Genomic DNA, 19,097 nt, shown 5'->3' on the forward strand with positions numbered 1-19,097 from the left:
ACCTGCCAGTACCAGGAGGTCACGATGCGTTCAGGTCCCATTGCTCTCCGTGCCGCAGGGGCGGCCGCCGTACTCGTGCTGGCGTCCACAGCCGGCACCGCGTACGCCCATGACGGCGTGAAGATCACCGTCACCCCGTCCACCGCCCGGCCGGGTGCCGATGTCGACGTCCGTGTCACGGGCTGCAAGGGCACCACGGGCGCCGCCAAGTCCCAGGCGTTCGTCGCCGACGCCGAACTCACCGGGCGGGACGGCGGCGACTACCCGCTGTTCGGCGACACCACCGTGAAGTCGGACCTGAAGGACGGCACCTATCGCGTGAGCGTGACCTGCGACGGTCACAGCCACCGCGACGTCGGCACGATCCAGGTCCAGGGCCACCACCAGCCCACGCACCACCCCACGCACGAGCCGACGTACTACCCCAGCCCCCTCGCGCCGGTCCGGGCCGGCGGCGGAGGCACCGCGGCGTTCGCCGTGCCGGCCGCGCCGGGTGTCGCCCAGACCGCCACCGGAAGCGGCCTCGGCACCCCGTACACCCTGGTGGGTCTCGCCGGCGCCGGGATCGCCGCGGTGGCCGTCGCCGTCCGCAGCGCGCGCCGCCGCCGCGCGGACGCGGCCTCGGCCGCGGACTGAGGATGTCCGCCGGAACGCGGACCGCGGGAACCGGCCGGCTGATCACCGGCGTGGCCTGGGCGCTCCTGGTCCTGGGGCTGTGGCTGTGGGGCCGGGAGGCGACCGACGGCCCGGGCGGCGCGGCGGCTCCGACCACCGGCGACATCGCCGCGGCCGGCCGCCCGCTCGGCGTCCCGCTCCCCCCGGCGCACGCCCCCGTGGGGCCCGCGACGCCGAGCCGGGTCGAGGTCCCCTCCCTCGGCATCGCGGCGCCGGTCGTCCCGCGCGGCCTCGACGACACGGGCGCGGTGGACCCGCCCCCGTACGAGATGCCGCAGTCGGTCGGCTGGTTCGACCGCGGCACCCGGCCGGGCGCGGACGGGTCCGCCGTCTTCGTCGGCCATGTCGACACCGAGACCCGGCCGGCCGTCTTCTACGGTCTGAGCTCCGCCCGCCCCGGCGCCGAGGTCCGCGTCACCCGGTCGGACGGCTCCGTCGCCGAGTTCACCGTCGACGACGTGCGGGTCGTCCCCCGCGACCACTTCGACGCGCACGAGGTGTACGGGCAGCGCCGCGCCGGCCGGGCCGAGCTGCGGCTGATCACCTGCGGCGGCAGCTTCGACCGCGCGGCGGGCGCCTACACCGCGAACGTGGTCGTCTCCGCGTACCTCACGGGTGTGACGAAGGGCTGAGCCGCTTCCGGAGCCGTGGTGCGTCCGTTCGTCCGCCGGCTCCGTGCCTGTCCGCCCGTCGCCGCCGGCCCCGCGCCCGTCCGTCGCGCGCCGGGCCGGGGGCCGGTCCCCAGCCTGGCCCGGGCCCGCTTCCTCGTCCGGGCCCGCTTCCTCGTCCGGGTCGCGGGCTCCCCGTCGCGCGCCGCCGAGCCCGGCCGGCGGCCCACGTCCCGTGCGTCCGCCGGCCGGGCCGGTCCTCGACCGCGGGCATCCGGAGTGCGGGAGGAATCCGGCGCCGCCGCGGGAGGTCGGGGTTCCGGACACTGTAGGGCGCTCGCCGCAGCCGGCCCAGACGTCGGCCGGTCGAATCGGGCCGTTATCCGTCTCGGGCCGGTCGATCGGCCCGTTACTCGTGTCGGCCGCTCGATCGAGCCCTCCTCCGGCCCGGCTGGTCGATCGGGCCCGGGCCGAGGGGGCGGTGGGGCTTCGCGGCAGGGAGGGGAGGCGCGGGAGACGTTCCAGGAGACAGGTCCTGCCCTCCGGGTCCGGGAGCGGGAGAACGACCGAGGCCCCCTCACCGATGGTGAGGGGGCCTCGACTGCGCGTGCGCCGCCAGGGACTCGAACCCCGGACCCGCTGATTAAGAGTCAGCTGCTCTAACCAACTGAGCTAGCGGCGCTTGCTGACCTGCGTAACTCTACCCGACGCTCGAGAGTGCTCCCGACCATTACCTGCCGCTTCCGGCCTGTCGGATGGTCGTTTTGTAGCTTCGATCCGTCAAAATGCGATTTGTCCAGACAGTTGAGACACTGGCGCCCGTGCAGGAGCGCCGGAGGATCTCGACGAGTGTGGAGGGGAATCGCATGAGTGTGCCGATCTTCGAGGAGTTCGAGCCCGCCGACGACTGCGCGTGCGCGGGCTGCGGCCGGCAACGGCGCGACCTGGCCCTCGCGCTGCCCGTCCGCGCGGGCGGTCACCCGGCGGCGCGCGGTGCGCGGCGCGCGCTGGTCCTGATGACGGCGGCCGGCGTGGTGCTCGGCGGCGGCGAGGCGAGCGCCCTCGCCCGGCCCTCGGGTCCCACCGTCCCGACCGCCCCCGCCGACGACGGCCCCGGACCCGACACCCCCCAGGGCGGCGCCGGTCCGCTGCACGGAGCGCCCGGCCCCGGCGGGAAGCCGGCGTCGCCCGCCGCCTACCCGACGACGGGTCAGGTCCCGGCCGCGTCGCTGCGCCGCTCCACCCGGACCGAGATCATCAACCGGGCGAAGCGGTGGGTGACGGCACAGGTCCCGTACTCGATGGAGAAGTACTGGACGGACGGATACCGGCAGGACTGCTCCGGCTACATCTCGATGGCCTGGAGCCTGAGCGCCAACGAGTGGACCGGCAGCCTCGACAAGTTCGGCGAGAAGATCGACCGCACGGAGCTCCAGCCCGGCGACATCCTGCTCTTCCACAACCCGGCCAATCCGACCGAGGGTTCGCACGTCACGATCTTCGGCGGCTGGACCGACTACACCCACACCTCGTACATCGCGTACGAGCAGACGAAGCCGCGCACGCGGCGGCAGGCCACGCCGCTGGCGTACTGGAACAACTCCGACCGCTACGTCGCCTACCGCTACAAGGGGATCACCGTGGGCGCCACCGCCGGAGGCGCCGCCTCCGCGACGGCGTACCCGGGCGCGGCGATGTTCGGGCCCGGCGCGAACAACGCCTACGTCACCCGGCTCGGGCGCCTGCTCGTGGCGCGCGGCGGCGCCCGGTTCTACGGCCAAGGCCCCGGCCCGCGCTGGTCCGAGGCGGACCGCCGGGCGACGCAGGCGTTCCAGCAGGCGCAGGGGTGGAAGGGCGTGGAGGCGGACGGTCTGCCGGGGGCTCAGACGTGGCGGCTGCTGGTGACCGGGCAGGGCCGCGCCATCGGCGGTTCGAGTGGTTCGGGGGGTTCGAACGCGAATGAGGCGGGGTTCCCCGGGCGTGGCTACTTCCGTCCGGGGCAATCCAGCGCATATGTGGAGAAGCTGGGCAAACAGCTGGTGAAGCGGGGCTACGGCAAGCACTACCTGTCGGGTCCCGGTCCGCGCTGGTCCGAGGCGGACCGTCGCAATGTCGAGGCGTTCCAGCGGGCGCAGGGATGGCTCGGCGGCGCGGCCGACGGCTACCCCGGCCCGGAGACCTGGCGGCGCTTGTTCCGATGACCCCAAGAGCATGAGGTGGACCGCATGACCGCATCGAACCCGAATCCCTTGGGCCCGCCCGGAGACTCCGGCCCCGCGGCCACGCGCGACGCGGCGCGCACGGCACGCCGTCTGACGGAGGAGCCCCGCACCCCGCGCGCGTCGGCCGGCCCGCCCGGCGGGGATACGGGTGCGGCCTCGCCGTCCGCCGTGACGACGGGTGCGGCTCCTGCGGATGCGGGACCTCGGCCCGCCCCGGTGACGGGCGGAACCGGTGCGGCGAGCGGTGGCGGGCCGGACGCGCCCGCATCCGGCGGCGGGGTGAGTGGCTCCGTGGGTACGCCCGTCGGGGCGGCGATGGCGGCGATGTCGGTGGGTGCGGCGCTCACGGTGGGGCGGCCGGTCGGTGCGGAGAGCGCGGATCGTGCGGCGAACGCGGCGAGCGCCGCGAGGCCGGGCGGCGAGGAGCCCACCGAACCGGGTGAGTCGGCCAGGACGGGTGAGCCGGCCAGGACAGGTGAGCCGGTCAAGACGGGCGACGATCGGAGCCGGAGCGCAGGTGGGCCGGTCGGAACGGAGACCCGGCCCGGCGTGGAACCGCGGGCGGCGGCCCGAGGCGTCGACGGAGCCGCGCCTGACGGGACGCCGGCGGACCCGGTCCGTCGTGCGGAGCCGATGACGGCCGGTGCGGAGCCCGGGTCGGACACGCCCCCGGGCGCGTCGGCCGATTCGGTACGGGCGGGCGGAACCGACGGGCCCCGGGGCGCGACGGGCGGATCGGCCGGCCGCCCGGCGCCCGGAGCTGTCGGCGGATCGGCCGGCCGCCCGGCGCCCGGAGCTGTCGGCGGATCGCGTGGCGTCGGCCCGGTGGCGGGTCCCGACGGCTCCGCGTCCGGGCCCGGCGGCGTTCCGGCGGCCGACCGTGAGCGGACCGCCCGCGCGGCGGCCACCACCGGCGCGGGCACCCCGCCCGGCGCCGACCGGCCGACCGGCTCCACCACTCCCGCCACTCCCACCGCCCCGGCCGACTCCCGTCAGCCGGCCGCGGGCCGCGCGCACGACGGTCCGGCGCCGGCCGTCCCGCCGGCCGTCCCGCCGGCCGCCCCCGCGGTCGCCAAGGCGCCGACGGGCGCGGTCGCCGACGCGACGGCGCGCCCGGCCACGCCCCCTTCTGACGCCGCGTCGACGCCGGTGTCCGGCCGGGAGCGTCCCGCCGCGGGGGAGGGCGCCGCCACTCCCGCCGAGAAGCCCGCCGCCGCGCCGGACCGACCGCTCACCGGTTCCCGTGCGGCCGCCGCGCCCCTGTCCGGCCGGACCCCGGCCCCGCCCCGTTCGACCGACCCGGCCCCCGCGGGCACGCCGGCCACGTCGCCCGCCCGGCCGGGCACGCCGGCCGAGGCGCCGGCCTCGTCCACCCCTGGCGCCCCGGCCGCGGCCCTCGCCGTCTCGTCGCCGACCGACCACGTCCGGGACGTCACCGCCGAGACGGCGCGCACCGCGGCCGACGCCGTCGCGGCCAAGGCCGACACGGCGACCGGCCCGTCCGCGCCGGCCACCCCCTCCGCCGACCGGTCCGGCACCACGCCGTCCACCCCGTCCACCCCGACCGCCCCGACCGCCACGTCCGGCGACCGGTCCGGCGGGCCGCGGACCGGCTCCCGCGAAGACGCCGCGTCCGGCCACGTGGCCTGCGGGCGGCGCGAGTTCATCCGGGTCTCCGACATCGGGCGGATCATCGACGCCCCCGGCGGGGTCATCGCCGTGCCCGTGGCCGCCGAGCAGGCCAAGGCGCCCGCGCCGGCGCCCGTGCGGACCGGACCCCGGCGGAAGAACGTGATCGGGACCGAGACGACCGGTTCGATCCCCGTGCACCTCCTCTTCCGGGACGAGCCCGATCCCTCCGCGGCGAGCGTCGGCGTGGCCGACGACGGCGGCCCCGCCACCGTCGCCATGGCCACGCTCGCGCCCTCCCCGGTCCCCGCCTCCGCCGCCCCGCCGGCCTCCGCGTCCCGGGCGAGGATCCCCAAGCCCGCCCGCGCCCGGTCCGCCCGCCCCGCGCCCCCCGCCGACCCCGGGCTCGTCGAGCGTCCCGGGCCCGCCCTGCCCGGCTGGATCGGGGTCGCCGCCGGGTTCCTGGCGCTCGCCGGGTGCGCGGCCGTCGTGTGGTGGGCCGGTGCCGTGCCCGATGCGCTGGGCCGGATGCTGCGGCTGCCGGTCCGGCCGTACCAGGGCATCCACCTCGGCCAGTGGGCCCTGCTCGCGCTCGGGGTGCTGGCCACCCTCTTCACGTTCGGGGGCCTCGGCCGCGGCCGGGTCGGCCACGCCTACGTCCTCACCCTCTTCGGCGACTACCGGGGTACCGTCCGCCGCACCGGGCTCCTGTGGATCAGCCCGCTGCTGCTGCGCCGCAGGGTCGACGTCCGGCTGCGGCACTGGCGCAGCGAGCCGCTCTCCGCGGTGGACGCGAAGGGCACCGCGCTCGACGTGGTCGTCCTCGTGGTCTGGCGCATCCGGGACACCGTCCGGGCCGCGCTGGGGGTCGACGGGCACGAGGCGTACCTGCGTGAGCAGGTCGAGGCGGCCATGGCGCGCGTGCTCTCGCAGCTTCCGGCGGACGCCTTCCACGAGGACGCCCCGACGCTGCGCGACGCGGAGGCGGTCGGCGAGGCGCTGACCCGGATGCTCTCGGCGGAGTGCGCCCCGGTCGGGGTCGACGTGTTCTCGGCGCAGCCGACCCGGATCGAGTACGCCCCCGAGATCGCGGCGGCCATGCAGCGCCGGCGGATCGCGGCGATCGACGCGAAGCACCGGGACAGCGTGCTGACCGCCGTCGTGGACGCGGTCGACGACGTGGTCCACCGCCTGACCGCGCGTGGTCTGGTCGAGCTGGACGACTACGAGCGCAAGGCGCTGGTCAAGGACCTGACGGTGGCGTTCTACACGGGCCGTACCGCGCCGGGGGACGGCGCGTGAATCCCGCGATTGGTATGGACATGTTCAACTTCCGTCAATACCTTGGTACTTGGTCTAGACCGGAATAGGTACCGCCGCACCACCCACGGCCGAATCATTCGCACGCGTGCAGCACGGGTCACAGAACTCCCCCACGTTCTCCTGGAGCGACAGCATGCGCAAAAAGACAGGTGTGGCCGCGGTGGCGCTCGGCGTCGCGGCCGCCTCCCTCTTCGCCACGAGCAGTGCCGGCAGTCACGGCTACACCGACTCCCCGATCAGCCGGCAGAAGCTCTGCGCCAACGGCACGGTGACCAACTGCGGTTCCATCCAGTGGGAGCCGCAGTCGGTCGAGGGTCCGAAGGGCTTCCCGTCCGCCGGACCCGCCGACGGCAGGATCTGTTCCGCCGGTCTCACCCAGTTCGCCCAGCTCGACGACCCGCGCGGCGGCAACTGGCCCGCCACGCAGGTCACCGCGGGCCAGAGCTACAGCTTCCGCTGGCAGTTCACCGCCCGCCACCGCACCACCGACTTCCGGTACTACATCACCAGGAACGGCTGGGACCGGACCAAGCCGCTCACCCGGGCGGCCCTCGACTCCCAGCCCTTCCTGACCGTCCCCTACAACAACCAGCAGCCGCCGGCCACGCTCTCACACTCCGGGACCATCCCGGCGGGCAAGACCGGCAAGCATCTGATCCTGGCCGTGTGGACGATCGCGGACACCGCGAACGCCTTCTACGCCTGCTCGGATGTTCAGTTCTGACGGCTAGTCAGCTACCGTCCGGCGCATGACCGTGGCGGAGCTCGTGCAGCGTCAGTGGGGCGATCACCGGATCGGGCTGAGGAGCCGGGCGTCGGTCCTCACCCACCACCAGGTCGCCGCCGGAGCCGCCGCGCGGGCCGCGCTGCTCGTCGAGCTGTTGCCCCGGGGTGCCGAGCCGCACCTCGGGGTACTCCTCGACAACACGCCGGAGTTCCCCCTGTGGCTGAGCGCGGCGGCCCTGGCCGGGGCCGCCGTCGCCGGCATCAACCCCACCCGGCGCGGAGCGGAACTGGCCCGCGACATCGTCCACACCGACTGCCGCGTCCTGGTCACCCAGCGGGCGTACCTTCCCCTGCTCGACGGGCTCGCCCTGCCGGGCGTACGCATCCTGGTGACCGACACCGACGCCTACCGCGCCCTGCTGCTGCCGTACGAGGGCGCCGAGCCGGGCGAGGCCGTCGTCCGCCCCGTGCACCCCGGCACCCGGATGCTCCTCTACTTCACCTCCGGCTCGACCGGCGCGCCGAAGGCCGCGATCTGCAGCCAGGGCAGGCTCGCCGCGGCCGGGCGCTCCCTCGTCTCCCACTTCGGGCTGGGCCCCGACGACGTCCACTACGTCTGCATGCCGATGTTCCACGGCAACGCGGTGATCGCCGACTGGGCGCCGGCGCTCGCGGCCGGCGCGGGCGTGGCGCTGCGGGACCGCTTCTCGGCCTCCGGCTTCCTGCCCGACGTCCGCGCGTTCGGAGCGACGTACTTCACCTACGTGGGGCGCGCGGTCCAGTACCTGCTGGCCACCCCGACCGGTCCGGACGACCGCGGCCACCGGCTGCGGCTCGGGTTCGGCACCGAGGCCGGGGCGGTGGACGCGGCCCGCTTCGAGGCGCGGTTCGGCGTACGGCTGGTCGAGGGGTACGGCTCCTCCGAGGGCGGTGCGGCGATCCAGCGGACCCCGGACACGCCGGCCGGCGCGATCGGGCGGGCGGCGCCGGGGGACGACCTGGCGGTGGTCGACGCCGCCTCCGGCAAGGAGTGCGAGGAGGCACGCTTCTCCGCCTCGGGCGCCCTGCTCAACGCCGGCTCGGCGATCGGCGAACTCGTCAACCGAGGCCGGAACCCGTTCGAGGGCTACTGGCGCAACCCCGAGGCGGAGGCCGCCCGGCTGCGGGACGGCTGGTACTGGACGGGCGACCTCTTCTACCGCGACGCGGAAGGCTTCCTCTACTTCGCCGGACGCACCGACGACCGGCTCCGCGTCGACAGCGAGAACCTCGCCGCGGCGGTGATCGAGCAGATCCTCGCGCGCTGGGAGCGCGCGGCGGGCGTCGCGGTCTACGCGATACCCGACCCGGTGGCCGGCGACCAGGTCATGACGGCGATCGCCCTGCGGCCGGGCGCCGCCTTCGCTCCCGAGGCGTTCGCCTCGTTCCTCGCCGCCCAGCCGGACCTGGGGACGAAGATGCCGCCCCGCTTCGTCCGCATCGTGCCGGAACTCCCGCTGACCGCCACGAACAAGATCCACCGCGTCGCCCTGCGCCGCGCCTCCTTCCTCTGCGAGGACCCCGTGTGGTGGCGCCCGGCCCCGGACGCCCCCTACGAACCGGTGACCCCGGCCGTCCTCGACACCCTGCGCGCGCGGTACGCCGCCCAGGGCCGCAGCCCGTCACCGACCGTGCCCGCTCCCGAGGGGTAGGGCCAGGCATACCCCCGCACGCCCGCCAGACCCATGGCCCGGGCCGCCGGCCGCCGCCTACGGTGGGCGCCATGGAGCCCCGTACCCCCTGGCAGGCCCTCACCCGGCCCCGGTATCCCCGCACCGCCTGGCCCTGGCGGTCCGCCGCGTACCTCGCGAGCGGGGTGGCCACCGGGCTGCCCGCCCTCCTGGTGCTCCTGCTCCTCCTCCTCTTCTCCCTCCTCCTCGTCGGACTGCCCCTGCTCCTGCTCGCCGGGATCGCCCTCGGCGGCATCGAGCGGCGGCGGATCCGGCTCGTCGAGCACGAGCCCGCCGCCGATCCGCACCGGACTCCCGACGCCCCGGGGCTCGGCGCCTGGCTGCGCCTCCGGGTGCGCGAGCAGGCCACCTGGCGGGAACTCGCGTACGCCGTCCTGCACGCCACCCTCCTGTGGCCGCTCGACCTGATCCTCCTGGCCGTCGCCCTCGGCCTGCCCGTCCTGCTGATGTGCGCCCCCCTGCAGCTCGCGCTCGACGGCGAGGAGGCCAAGGTCGTCAAGGCCTACCTCGTCACCTCGTATCCGCAGGCCTTCGCCGCGGCCCTGCTCGGCGCGGTGCTGCTGGTCGCCCTGCTCTACCCGCTCGCCGCCCTGGCAGGTGCCCGCGCCGCGGTCAGCCGCGCACTGCTCGCCCCCCGCGAGACCGAACTGAGGGACCGGATCAGCGAGGTCACCGCCTCGCGCGCCCGGCTCGTCGCCGCCTTCGAGGCCGAGCGCCGGCGGATCGAGCGCGATCTGCACGACGGCGCCCAGCAGCGCCTCGTCGCCCTCACCATGACCCTCGGCCTGGCCCGGCTGGACGCGCCGCCGGGGCCGCTCGCCGACCAGCTCGGCAAGGCCCACGCGGAGGCCGGCCTGGTCCTCACCGAGCTGCGTGAGCTGATCCACGGCATCCATCCGCAGGTCCTGGCCGACTACGGTCTGGACGCCGCCCTCACCGACGCCGCCGACCGCTCCGCCGTCCCCGTCACCACCGACATCCCGCCCGGCCTGCCCCGGCTGCCGACCGCCGTCGAGAGCGCCGGCTACTTCGCCGTCTGCGAGGCCCTCGCCAACATCGGCAAGCACAGCGGCGCGACCCGCGCCGGACTCTCCGTCCGGTACGCCGCCGAACGGCTCCGGATCGAGGTGACCGACGACGGCGCGGGCGGCGCCGACCCCGCGGGCGGCAGCGGCCTCACCGGACTCGCCGACCGGCTCGCGGTCCTCGATGGCACACTGACGATCATCAGCCCGACCGGCGGCCCCACCCTCCTGCGAGTGGAGATCCCTTGTCCCGCACCGACCGCTCCCTCCGCGTCGTCCTCGCCGAGGACAGCGTCCTCCTCCGTGAGGGCCTGATCGGTCTCCTGGCACGTTTCGGCCACGAGGTCGTCGCGGCGGTCGGCGACGCGGACGCGCTGGGCGAGGCGGTCGCCGCGCACCGGCCGGACATCGTCGTCACCGACGTCAGGATGCCGCCGGGTTTCCAGGACGAGGGGCTGCGCGCCGCCGTCGCCCTGCGCGCCGAACACCCCGCGCTGCCCGTCCTCGTCCTGAGCCAGTACGTGCAGCGGACCTACGCCGCCGACCTGCTGGACGCGGGCGACGGCACCGGCGTCGGCTATCTCCTCAAGGACCGCGTCGGCCAGGTCGAGGAGTTCCTCGACGCCCTGACCCGCGTCGCCGACGGCGGCACCGTCGTGGACCCCGAGGTCGTGCGGCAGCTGCTGCGCCGGCACCGCGATCCGCTGGAGGCGCTGACCCCTCGCGAGCGCGAGGTGCTCGCCCTGGTCGCGGAAGGGCACTCGAACGGGGAGATCGCCCGCCGCCTCGTCGTCACCGAGGCCGCCGTCGGCAAGCACATCGGCAACATCCTGGGGAAGCTGAACCTGCCGCCCGCCGAGGACACCCACCGGCGGGTCCTGGCGGTCCTCACCTACCTCCGCGCCTGAGGCGCGACCCGGGCCGGGCGCACGGGCCGGGCGCACGAAGAAGCCCCCCGCTTGCGCGAGGGGCTTCTTCCGTCTGTGCGCCGCCAGGGACTCGAACCCCGGACCCGCTGATTAAGAGTCAGCTGCTCTAACCAACTGAGCTAGCGGCGCCTGCTGACAGAGAAAATACTACCTGGTCCGCGGGGGTGCTCCCGACCACGCCGATGCGGCACCCTTTCGGCCGTTTCGGGCGGGATCCCGGGGCCCCGCCGGCCGGGGAAGGGCCCCTCGCGTCCCGATCCTGTCCGGGCGCCCGGACAGGGTTCAGATCGCCAGCGAGAGGACCACCGGAGCCGCCCTGCGGTTCAGGGTGTCCGCCGCCGAGCGCAGCCGGTGGGCGTGCTCGATCGGCAGGGAGAGCGCGAGGCAGCCCACGGACGCGCCCGCGGTCAGCGGCACCGCCGCGCAGACCGTGCCCACCGCGTATTCCTGGAGATCCAGTACCGGAACCGTCGGCGGCTGGCTGTCGAGCTTGGAGAAGAGCACCTTCTCGTTCGTGATCGTCCGCGAGGTCAGCCGGGCGATGCGGTGCCGGGACAGGTGGTCGCGGCGGCCGTTCTGGTCGAGCTGGGTCAGCAGGCACTTGCCGACCGCGCTGGCGTGCGCCGCCGAGCGGAAGTCGACCCACTCGTTGACCTTGGGCGTGCGCGGGCCGTCGGCGAACTGGGTGATCTTCACCTCGCCGTCGATGTACCGGCTGATGTAGACGGCCGCGCCGACCGAGTCGCGCAGTTCGGTCAGCGTCTCCTGGAGCTTGCGCTCCAGCGCCTCGCGCCGGGTTATGCCGGAACCCAGCAGGACCAGCGAGTCGCCGATCACGTAGGCGCCGTCGCTGACCTGCTCGACGTACCCCTCGCGCCGCAGCATGAGCAGCAGGGAGGCCAGATGGGCGGTCGGCAGACCCGTCTCCCGCGCGATCTGGACGTCCGTCACCCCGCCGCCGTGCCGTGAGACCGTCTCCAGCACACGCAGGGCGTATTGCACCGAGTGGAACGGCGCGGTGGGCTCGGGCTTCAGCGCCACGGTTTCCCCCTACCAGGTTGTGACCGCAAGCTTCCGTACTTCCGTACCACGATAGCCGTCAAGCGCCGTTTCCGGGGCGGCTGTTGGCGAGAATAATGCGCAGCTCCACGGCCCTAAGCTGGGCCTCGCCACCCTGGCATATGCCAGGGTCACACTTGTCGCACAGAGTGTCAGGTCAGGGCATCGCCCGAGCGGCCTCGGGCGGGCGTTCGAAGCCCGAAGTCGAGAAGATTTTTTTCGGAGAAACGGACTCGATCACCCCCGGAAGCCTCCCCGATCACCGCCGGGAGCCTCCCCGATCCCCTCCGGGGAATAACCGGAGACACCCTCCTGTTGTGCTCGGGCGTACGTATGTCACTGCGCAGAAGGGCCCACGGTGAGCGACGCGATTCGAGGCACGGGACACGGGGAGTCGGCCGTTCCGCTGTCCGTACTGGACCTGGTGACGGTCGGCAGGGGGAGGACCGCGACGCAGGCGCTCGCCACCGGCGTCGAGCTCGCCAAGCTCGCCGAGCGGCGTGGCTACCACCGCCTCTGGACGGCCGAGCACCACTCCATGCCCGGTGTCGCCTCCTCGTCGCCGGCCGTGATCCTTGCCCACCTCGCCGCCCACACGAGCCGCATCCGGCTCGGATCCGGCGGCGTCATGCTGCCCAACCACGCCCCGCTGGTGATCGCCGAGCAGTTCGGCACCCTGGAGGCCCTCGCGCCGGGCCGGATCGACCTCGGGCTCGGCCGCGCCCCCGGGACGGACGGGGCGACGGCCGCCGCACTGCGCCGGACCCGGACCCTGAACGAGGGCGCGGACGACTTCCCGCAGCAGCTGGCCGAGTTGACCAGCTTCCTGGACGACGACTTCCCCGACGGGCACCCGTACGCCCGGATCCACGCCGTACCGGGTCCGGTGCAGGGGCCGAAGGGCCGGCCCCCGGTCTGGCTGCTCGGCTCGTCCGGCTTCAGCGCGCGGCTGGCAGGGATGCTCGGTCTGCCGTTCGCCTTCGCCCATCACTTCTCGGCCCACAACACCATCCCGGCGCTGGACCTCTACCGCGACTCCTTCCGCCCCTCCGAGGTGCTCGATGCGCCGTACGCGCTGATCGGCGTCTCGGCGCTGGCCACCGACGACGCGCGGGAGGCCCGCCGCCAGGTCCGCACCGGCGCGCTGTCGATGCTCCAGCTGCGCACCGGCCGTCCCGGCCTGATCCCGACGCCCGAGGAGGCGGAGGCGTACGTCTTCAGTCCCGCCGAGCAGGACTTCGTGGACGGCTGGCTGGCGAACATCGTCCACGGCACGGCCGACGAGGTGCGCTCGGGTCTGGACGACCTGCGCAAGCGGACCGGCGCCGACGAGCTGATGATCACGGCCCACGCGCACGGCGGCGATGTGCGGCTGCGGAGCTACGAGTTGATCGCGGACGCCTACGGCCTGCCGGAGGACCTCGGGTAAAACCTGGGTTTCCGCGGGGTGTTGGTTCAGCCTCGAACGACCCGGCCGCGGAGTCCTAAGCGAACCTTAAACCGCTCGTCACATGTAGTGGCGGGCGGTTCCGCTTTGTGCTGCACCTCTCTGACAAGGGCTTTCACGCGCGAATTGGTCTAGTCCTCAATCTGGTTCAGACCATTGACGTGCTGTTCGTGCGGGGGCTATCACTGCTCCAGTTCCTGTACGGCACCACCCCCAGTACTCCCTCGGAGGCCGCACGTGCACCCCCGCAGACGACCCCTCATCGCCGCGCTGGTGAGCTCCGCGCTCGCCGCCGGCGCGCTCGCCGTGACCGCCGGGCTCGGCTCCGCCCAGGCGGCCGACGCCGCCGCCCCCTCGTCCGGGGGCGTGAAGATCGCGTACTACGACCAGTGGAGCGTGTACGGGAACGCCTTCTATCCCAAGCACCTCGACACCCGGGGCATCGCGGGCAAGCTCGACATCATCAACTACTCGTTCGGGAACATCCACCCGACCGACCTCACCTGTTTCGAGGCCAACAAGGCGGCCGGCGACGACGCCAACCCCAACGCCGGTGACGGCGCGGGCGACTCCTACGCCGACTACCAGCGCTCCTTCTCGGCCGCGGACAGCGTCGACGGCGTGGCCGACAAGTGGGACCAGCCGATCGTGGGCGTCTTCAACCAGTTCAAGGAGCTGAAGGCGAAGCACCCCAACCTGAAGATCAACATCTCGCTGGGCGGCTGGACGTACTCCAAGTACTTCCACGACGCGGCGCTCACCGACGCGAGCCGCAAGAAGCTCGTCGCCTCCTGCGTCAAGCAGTACATCGCGGGCGACCTGCCGGTCGAGGGCGGCTACGGCGGGCCGGGCACGGCGGCCGGCATCTTCGACGGCATCGACATCGACTGGGAGTACCCGGGCTCGCCCGACGGCCACCTGGGCAACCACTACGGTCCCGAGGACAAGGCCAACTTCACCCTGCTGCTCGCCGAGTTCCGCAAGCAGCTGGACGAGTACGGCGCGGCGCACGGCGGCAAGAAGTACCTGCTGACGGCGGCGCTCCCGGCCGGCCAGGACAAGATCAAGAACATCGAGACGGACAAGATCGGCGCGTACCTCGACTACGCGAACATCATGACGTACGACATGCACGGCGCCTGGGACGGCGACGGGCCGACGTACCACCAGTCCCCGCTGTACTCGGGCGCCAACGACCCGACGGACGCCATCAAGCCGGGCACCGAGAAGTACTCGATCGACAACGCCATCGACTCCTGGATCGACGGCAAGCCGGCCTACGGCATCGCGGGCGGCTTCCCGGCGAACAAGCTGACGCTGGGCTACGAGTTCTACTACCGCGGCTGGAAGGGCGTCCCGGCCGGGTCCGCCAACGGCCTCGCGCAGCCCGCGACCGGCGCCTCCGCGGCCCGTCCGGTCAGCCAGCAGGCGGGCATCGCCCACTACAAGGAGCTCGGCGGCATCGTCGACAACGCGGCCACGACCTTCTGGGACGACCAGGCCAAGTCGGCGTACTTCTACAAGGACGGCGAGTTCTTCACCGGCCTCGACCAGCGGACCATCCAGGCCCGTGCCGACTACGGGCACCAGCGCGGTCTGGCGGGCGCGATGATGTACTCGCTCCTCGGCCTGGACGCCAACGCCACCCTCTTCAACCAGATCGTGACCGCGGTCGGTTCCTCCCCGACGAACCCGACCACGCCGCCCACCACGCCTCCGACCACGCCGCCGACGACGCCTCCGACCACCCCGCCCACGACCCCGCCGACGACGCCGCCGACCACCGGCTGCACGTCCCCGGCGTACGTGGCCGGCACGGTCTACACCGGCGGCGCGCTGGTCTCCCACAAGGGCCACACCTGGAAGGCGCAGTGGTGGACCCAGAACGAGGAGCCGGGTACGACCGGCGAGTGGGGCGTCTGGAAGGACCAGGGCGCCTGCTGACCACCGGCTGACACCCCCTCATGACCGCTGCCCCCGCCCGGATGTCCCTCCGGCCGGGGGCAGCATCCATGTGCCGCCCGGGGCGGGCGGCCGGGTTCAGGCCGGCATGGGTGCGGCGCCGATCAGGGCCGCGATGCGGTCGGGGGTCACCGCCCGGGAGTACAGCCAGCCCTGGCCGGTGTCGCAGCCGATGCGGCGCAGCCGGGTCGCCTGGCCCGAGGTCTCCACGCACTCGGCGGTCACCGTCAGACCCAGCCGGTGCGCCAGCTGGACCAGCGCCTCCACGATGAGCTCGTCCGCGGGGTTGGGGTGCGCCTCGTCCTGGAAGCCGCGGACGAAGGAGCCGTCGAGTTTGAGGGCCGAGACCGGCAGCCGGCTCAGATAGGCCAGGTTCGAGTAGCCCGTTCCGAAGTCGTCGATCGCGATCTGCACGCCCATGTCGCTGAGCGCCTGGAGCGCCTGGAGCGGCCGGCCGGCGGAGCCCATCACCGCGGACTCGGTCAGCTCCAGCTGGAGCAGGTGCGGTGCCAGCCCTGTCTCCGCCAGGATGCCCGCCACGTCCGCCACCAGGTCGGAGTCCCAGACCTGGCGCACGGCCACGTTGACGCTCACGAAGAGCGGCCGTTCCCGGGGATGGTCCTGCTGCCACTGCCGGGCCTGGCGGCACGCGGTCCGCAGCACCCACCGGCCGAGCTCGACGATCGAGCCGTCCTCCTCGGCGATCCCGATGAACCGATTCGGCGGGAGGGGGCCGAACTGGGGGTGGTTCCACCGCACCAGCGCCTCCACACCGCGCACGGTCCCGTCCGACAGCCCCACCAGCGGCTGGTACTCGAGGGCGAACTCGTCGCGCTCCACGGCGGGGCGCAGGGTCGAGCTGAGCGCCTGGCGGGTCATCCGATGGGCGTTGCGCTCCGGGTCGAAGAGGGTCCAGCGGGCCTTGCCGTCGGCCTTCGCCCAGTACAGCGTCGTGTCCGCGGCCTGCATCAGCCCCGTCGCCGTCGTCCCCGAGGCGGCCCGCTCCACCACGCCGATCGAGGCGGAGACGGAGAGCCGCTGACCGGCCAGGTCGAAGGGCCGCTGGAGCGCGGTCAGGACGGACTGCGCGAGGTCCGCGAGCTGCTCCGTGCCCGCCGAGTCCTCGACCAGGATCGCGAACTCGTCGCCGCCGAGGCGTGCCACCAGGTGTCCGCCGCTGCGGGTGTACCCGTCGCTGTCCGCGCATTCCGTCAGCCGGGAGGCCACGGCGGCGAGGAGCCGGTCGCCGACCCGGTGCCCCAGCGTGTCGTTGACGGCCTTGAAGCCGTCCAGGTCGAGGTAGCAGAGACCGATCCGCCCTGTTCTGCCATGCCCGTACGACTCGTAGGACTCGTACGACTCGTACGACGATCCGCGGTCCGTGGGTTCGTCCGGGCAGGGGACGGCCTCCGGCTCTCCGTGCTCCGCGGCCCCGTCGAGGGCGGCCGCCAGCCGTTCGAAGAACAGCGTCCGGTTGGGCAGCCGGGTCACCGGGTCGTGCATCTGGAGGTGTCGCAGGCGGGCCTGGAGCTCGCGCCGGTCGCTGATGTCGGCGATCGAGAGCAGGACGCGCGGACTCTCGGGTACGGGGGCGACGGTGACCTCGGCCCACAGGGAGCGCCCGTCGGGGTGCTTGAGCCGGCGGGTGCAGCTGAGGCGGGAGCGACGGCCGCGCAGCACCTCGTGGTACGCGTGCCAGGTGCGGGCGTCGGAGGCGAGGTCGACGAGATCTGCGGCGGCCTGTTCCCGGAGCGCTCCGGCCTCGGTGCCGAGGAGGGTGCCGAACGCGTCGTTGGCGGAGATCACGAGGCCGTCCTCGTCGACGACGGCCATCGCCAGCTGGGCGGCCCGGAAGGCGGCGCGGTAGTCGCGCGCCTCGGCCTCGGCGCGGCACCCGGCGGTGGCACGGAGTCCTGTATCGGAGGTATGCCCCACCTCGGCGGGGAGCCCGGCGCCCGTGCGGCCTTCGGCGGTCGGGAGCGAGCCGGGACCCGCATCGGTCGAGGGGTGAGGATGACGCTCCGTGATCAGAGGCGTGTGCTCCCGTGCGGGCGAGAGCTGGGCGTGCACCGGTCCTTCGGGGGTTCCGCTCACCGCTCGCTCCCGTAGTGCAGTCGGGGCCGTACAGATGTGGTTCGGGATGGTCGGCCTTGAAAGTGTGCCGATCATAGAGGTAGCCCGGGGGGCCGTTCCAGCTCCGTGGGGCCCTCCCGTCCGGCGCGGGCCGCGAGCGGCTCGGCCGAGCAGCCCCGGCCGATCGTTTCTGCGCGGCTCTGACACGGGACGACGCCACCGTGACCGAATGTGACTTTCCGTGAGCTGGTGACGTGCCGTGTCGCGTCGACCCCGTGTCGCCCGCTCACCCGACTGGGGCAGCGGAAAAGTGCGAAACGCGGCAAAACGGCACAGGGTGGGTGGGGTGTCCCCTATTCCGGAGCCGGAGGTCCACGTGAGGGGTCAGCAGACACCCGGGGGAGTGGAACGACCGCGGCTGCGCGCCGTGTCGGCGGCGTTCACCTCCCTCGCCGCGCTGGCCGCGACCGGTCTCGTGGCGGGCCCTGCCGTGGGCGCCTCCTCGGCCGGGCCCTGTGCACTGCCCCGCACCTCCGCCCATCACTCCCTGGGCCTGGACACCTGGAACGGCTCCTACCCCAAGCCCGTCGACTCCCTCGACGCCGTCATGATCTTCCTGTCCTTCCCGGACTCCACCCCGCTGATCACCCCCGACGAGCTGGCGGCCGACTACTTCCCCGGCACCGACGACTTCTTCCGGCGCGCCTCCTACGGACGCTTCTCGCTGCTCCCGGACGTCCGCCGCGAGTGGACGCGGATGCCGCAGCCGTCCTCCGCGTACGACATAAGGCGTGACTGGGACGCGGGCCGGCGCACCGCGTACCTGCGCGACGCGATCGCCGCGGCGGACGACCGGGTGGACTTCTCGCGGTACGACATCGTCTACCTGGTCGCCGACCCGGACGCGCCGGGAGTGGACTCCGACGCCACGAAGGTCGTCAACCTGGACCACCCGATCGACGTCGACGGCACGGAGATCAAACGGGTGGTCACCGTCTTCGAGCGGCACCCGCCGGACCGCAACGTGCTGGCCCACGAGACCGGGCACGTCTTCGACCTGCCGGACCTCTACCACCGGCCGGTGGACGGCAAGGGGGACTGGGACACCCATGTGGGCGACTGGGACGTCATGGGCAGCCAGTTCGGCCTGGCCCCCGACCTCTTCGGCTGGCACAAGTGGAAGCTGGGCTGGCTGGAGCGGAACCAGGTGACCTGCGTCCAGGGTCCCGACGCGCGGCTGCTCAGCCTGGAGCCGATCGCGGCGGCGCCGGTGGCCGGCGGCACGGTCGGCAACCGGCTCGCGGTCGTGCGGACCGGCTCGGGCAGCGTCCTGGCGATCGAGGCGCGCGGTGCGACGGGCAACGACCGGGACACCTGCACCGAGGGCGTGCTGATCTACCGGGTGCGGAACGAGGCGGCGTCCGGCGACGGTCCGATCGAGGTCGTGGACACCCATCCGCACACCGAGGCCTGCTGGGACCGCTCGGTCTACCCGCCGCTCGCGGACGCGCCGCTCGGCGTGGGCGAGACCTTCACCGTGCCGGAGGACGGGACGCGGGTGGAGGTCGCCGACCGGACCCGGGCGGGGGTCTGGACCGTGAAGGTGACGGTGGGCGAGGAGGGTTCCTGAGCACGTCCGCGGAGGCTCGGGCCGGCTCCCTCCGGGAGGCGTGCCCGGTGCGGAGGGAC

13 protein-coding genes and 2 tRNA genes are annotated in these 19,097 nt (G+C 73.8%); 11 read left to right on the forward strand and 4 right to left on the reverse strand.

Annotated elements, in window-relative coordinates; genetic code table 11:
* Positions 1-24: 24 nt before the first annotated feature.
* Both ACE1OA_RS21815 and ACE1OA_RS21820 read left to right on the forward strand, forming a co-directional pair.
* Entirely contained in the window at positions 25-636 is a 612-nt protein-coding gene (locus tag ACE1OA_RS21815; protein WP_361310634.1) for a hypothetical protein, read from the forward strand.
* A 2-nt stretch (positions 637-638) separates the two neighbouring features.
* Positions 639-1,307 (forward strand): class F sortase, encoded by a 669-nt coding sequence (locus tag ACE1OA_RS21820; RefSeq protein WP_356599118.1) that lies wholly within the window; start codon positions 639-641, stop codon positions 1,305-1,307.
* A gap of 584 nt (positions 1,308-1,891) precedes the next feature.
* Here ACE1OA_RS21820 and ACE1OA_RS21825 read toward each other — a convergent pair.
* Positions 1,892-1,965, reverse strand: a tRNA-Lys gene (locus tag ACE1OA_RS21825).
* A gap of 184 nt (positions 1,966-2,149) precedes the next feature.
* Here ACE1OA_RS21825 and ACE1OA_RS21830 point away from each other — a divergent pair.
* The 6 genes from ACE1OA_RS21830 (at position 2,150) to ACE1OA_RS21855 (ending at position 10,846) form a co-directional block, all read left to right on the forward strand.
* Complete coding sequence (locus ACE1OA_RS21830) at positions 2,150-3,484, forward strand: peptidoglycan-binding protein (protein WP_432753246.1); 1,335 nt, start codon at positions 2,150-2,152, stop codon at positions 3,482-3,484.
* 846 nt (positions 3,485-4,330) lie between these two features.
* The gene (locus tag ACE1OA_RS21835; RefSeq protein WP_432753247.1) at positions 4,331-6,436 is read left to right on the forward strand and encodes an SPFH domain-containing protein; all 2,106 of its coding nucleotides are present in this window, start codon (positions 4,331-4,333) and stop codon (positions 6,434-6,436) included.
* A 154-nt stretch (positions 6,437-6,590) separates the two neighbouring features.
* Positions 6,591-7,181 (forward strand): lytic polysaccharide monooxygenase auxiliary activity family 9 protein, encoded by a 591-nt coding sequence (locus ACE1OA_RS21840; protein WP_384866798.1) that lies wholly within the window; start codon positions 6,591-6,593, stop codon positions 7,179-7,181.
* Positions 7,182-7,206: 25 nt separating this feature from the next.
* Positions 7,207-8,874, forward strand: coding sequence for an AMP-binding protein (locus ACE1OA_RS21845; protein ID WP_432753248.1), 1,668 nt, complete (start codon positions 7,207-7,209; stop codon positions 8,872-8,874).
* Between the two features lie 71 nt (positions 8,875-8,945).
* Positions 8,946-10,253, forward strand: coding sequence for a sensor domain-containing protein (locus tag ACE1OA_RS21850; protein WP_432753249.1), 1,308 nt, complete (start codon positions 8,946-8,948; stop codon positions 10,251-10,253).
* A complete protein-coding gene (locus ACE1OA_RS21855) occupies positions 10,184-10,846 on the forward strand; it encodes a response regulator transcription factor (RefSeq protein ID WP_356599106.1) in 663 nt (220 codons plus the stop codon). The genes ACE1OA_RS21850 and ACE1OA_RS21855 overlap by 70 nt, the downstream gene beginning before the upstream one ends.
* Before the next feature lie 76 nt (positions 10,847-10,922).
* Here the strand turns inward: ACE1OA_RS21855 and ACE1OA_RS21860 are convergent.
* Positions 10,923-10,996: transfer RNA gene (locus ACE1OA_RS21860), tRNA-Lys, on the reverse strand.
* A 153-nt stretch (positions 10,997-11,149) separates the two neighbouring features.
* A complete protein-coding gene (locus ACE1OA_RS21865) occupies positions 11,150-11,908 on the reverse strand; it encodes an IclR family transcriptional regulator (RefSeq protein WP_147978129.1) in 759 nt (252 codons plus the stop codon).
* A gap of 376 nt (positions 11,909-12,284) precedes the next feature.
* On the opposite strand from ACE1OA_RS21865, the gene ACE1OA_RS21870 reads away from it, so the two are divergent.
* A complete protein-coding gene (locus tag ACE1OA_RS21870) occupies positions 12,285-13,355 on the forward strand; it encodes an LLM class flavin-dependent oxidoreductase (RefSeq protein ID WP_432753250.1) in 1,071 nt (356 codons plus the stop codon).
* Between the two features lie 255 nt (positions 13,356-13,610).
* Complete coding sequence (locus ACE1OA_RS21875) at positions 13,611-15,317, forward strand: glycosyl hydrolase family 18 protein (RefSeq protein ID WP_356599102.1); 1,707 nt, start codon at positions 13,611-13,613, stop codon at positions 15,315-15,317.
* A gap of 96 nt (positions 15,318-15,413) precedes the next feature.
* Here ACE1OA_RS21875 and ACE1OA_RS21880 read toward each other — a convergent pair whose 3' ends face one another.
* Positions 15,414-17,429 carry a putative bifunctional diguanylate cyclase/phosphodiesterase gene (locus tag ACE1OA_RS21880; protein ID WP_432753251.1) on the reverse strand — a complete coding sequence of 672 codons (2,016 nt, stop codon included), beginning with the start codon at positions 17,427-17,429 and terminating at the stop codon, positions 15,414-15,416.
* A 355-nt stretch (positions 17,430-17,784) separates the two neighbouring features.
* Between ACE1OA_RS21880 and ACE1OA_RS21885 the strand changes: the two genes are divergently transcribed.
* On the forward strand, positions 17,785-19,038 hold the full coding sequence (locus ACE1OA_RS21885) for a M6 family metalloprotease domain-containing protein (RefSeq protein ID WP_384866790.1): 1,254 nt from the start codon (positions 17,785-17,787) through the stop codon (positions 19,036-19,038).
* Positions 19,039-19,097: the final 59 nt, after the last annotated feature.

It is taken from the genome of Streptomyces sp. JL2001, assembly GCF_050917515.1.
Classification (GTDB): Bacteria; Actinomycetota; Actinomycetes; order Streptomycetales; family Streptomycetaceae; genus Streptomyces.

Bases quoted from the DNA above. Each gene is read 5' to 3' on its own strand.
- ACE1OA_RS21820 (WP_356599118.1), top strand. From the start codon at position 639: ATGTCCGCCGGAACGCGGACCGCGGGAACCGGCCGGCTGATCACCGGC.
- ACE1OA_RS21815 (WP_361310634.1), top strand. From the start codon at position 25: ATGCGTTCAGGTCCCATTGCTCTCCGTGCCGCAGGGGCGGCCGCCGTA.
- ACE1OA_RS21845 (WP_432753248.1), top strand. From the start codon at position 7,207: ATGACCGTGGCGGAGCTCGTGCAGCGTCAGTGGGGCGATCACCGGATC.
- ACE1OA_RS21830 (WP_432753246.1), top strand. From the start codon at position 2,150: ATGAGTGTGCCGATCTTCGAGGAGTTCGAGCCCGCCGACGACTGCGCG.
- ACE1OA_RS21850 (WP_432753249.1), top strand. From the start codon at position 8,946: ATGGAGCCCCGTACCCCCTGGCAGGCCCTCACCCGGCCCCGGTATCCC.
- ACE1OA_RS21840 (WP_384866798.1), top strand. From the start codon at position 6,591: ATGCGCAAAAAGACAGGTGTGGCCGCGGTGGCGCTCGGCGTCGCGGCC.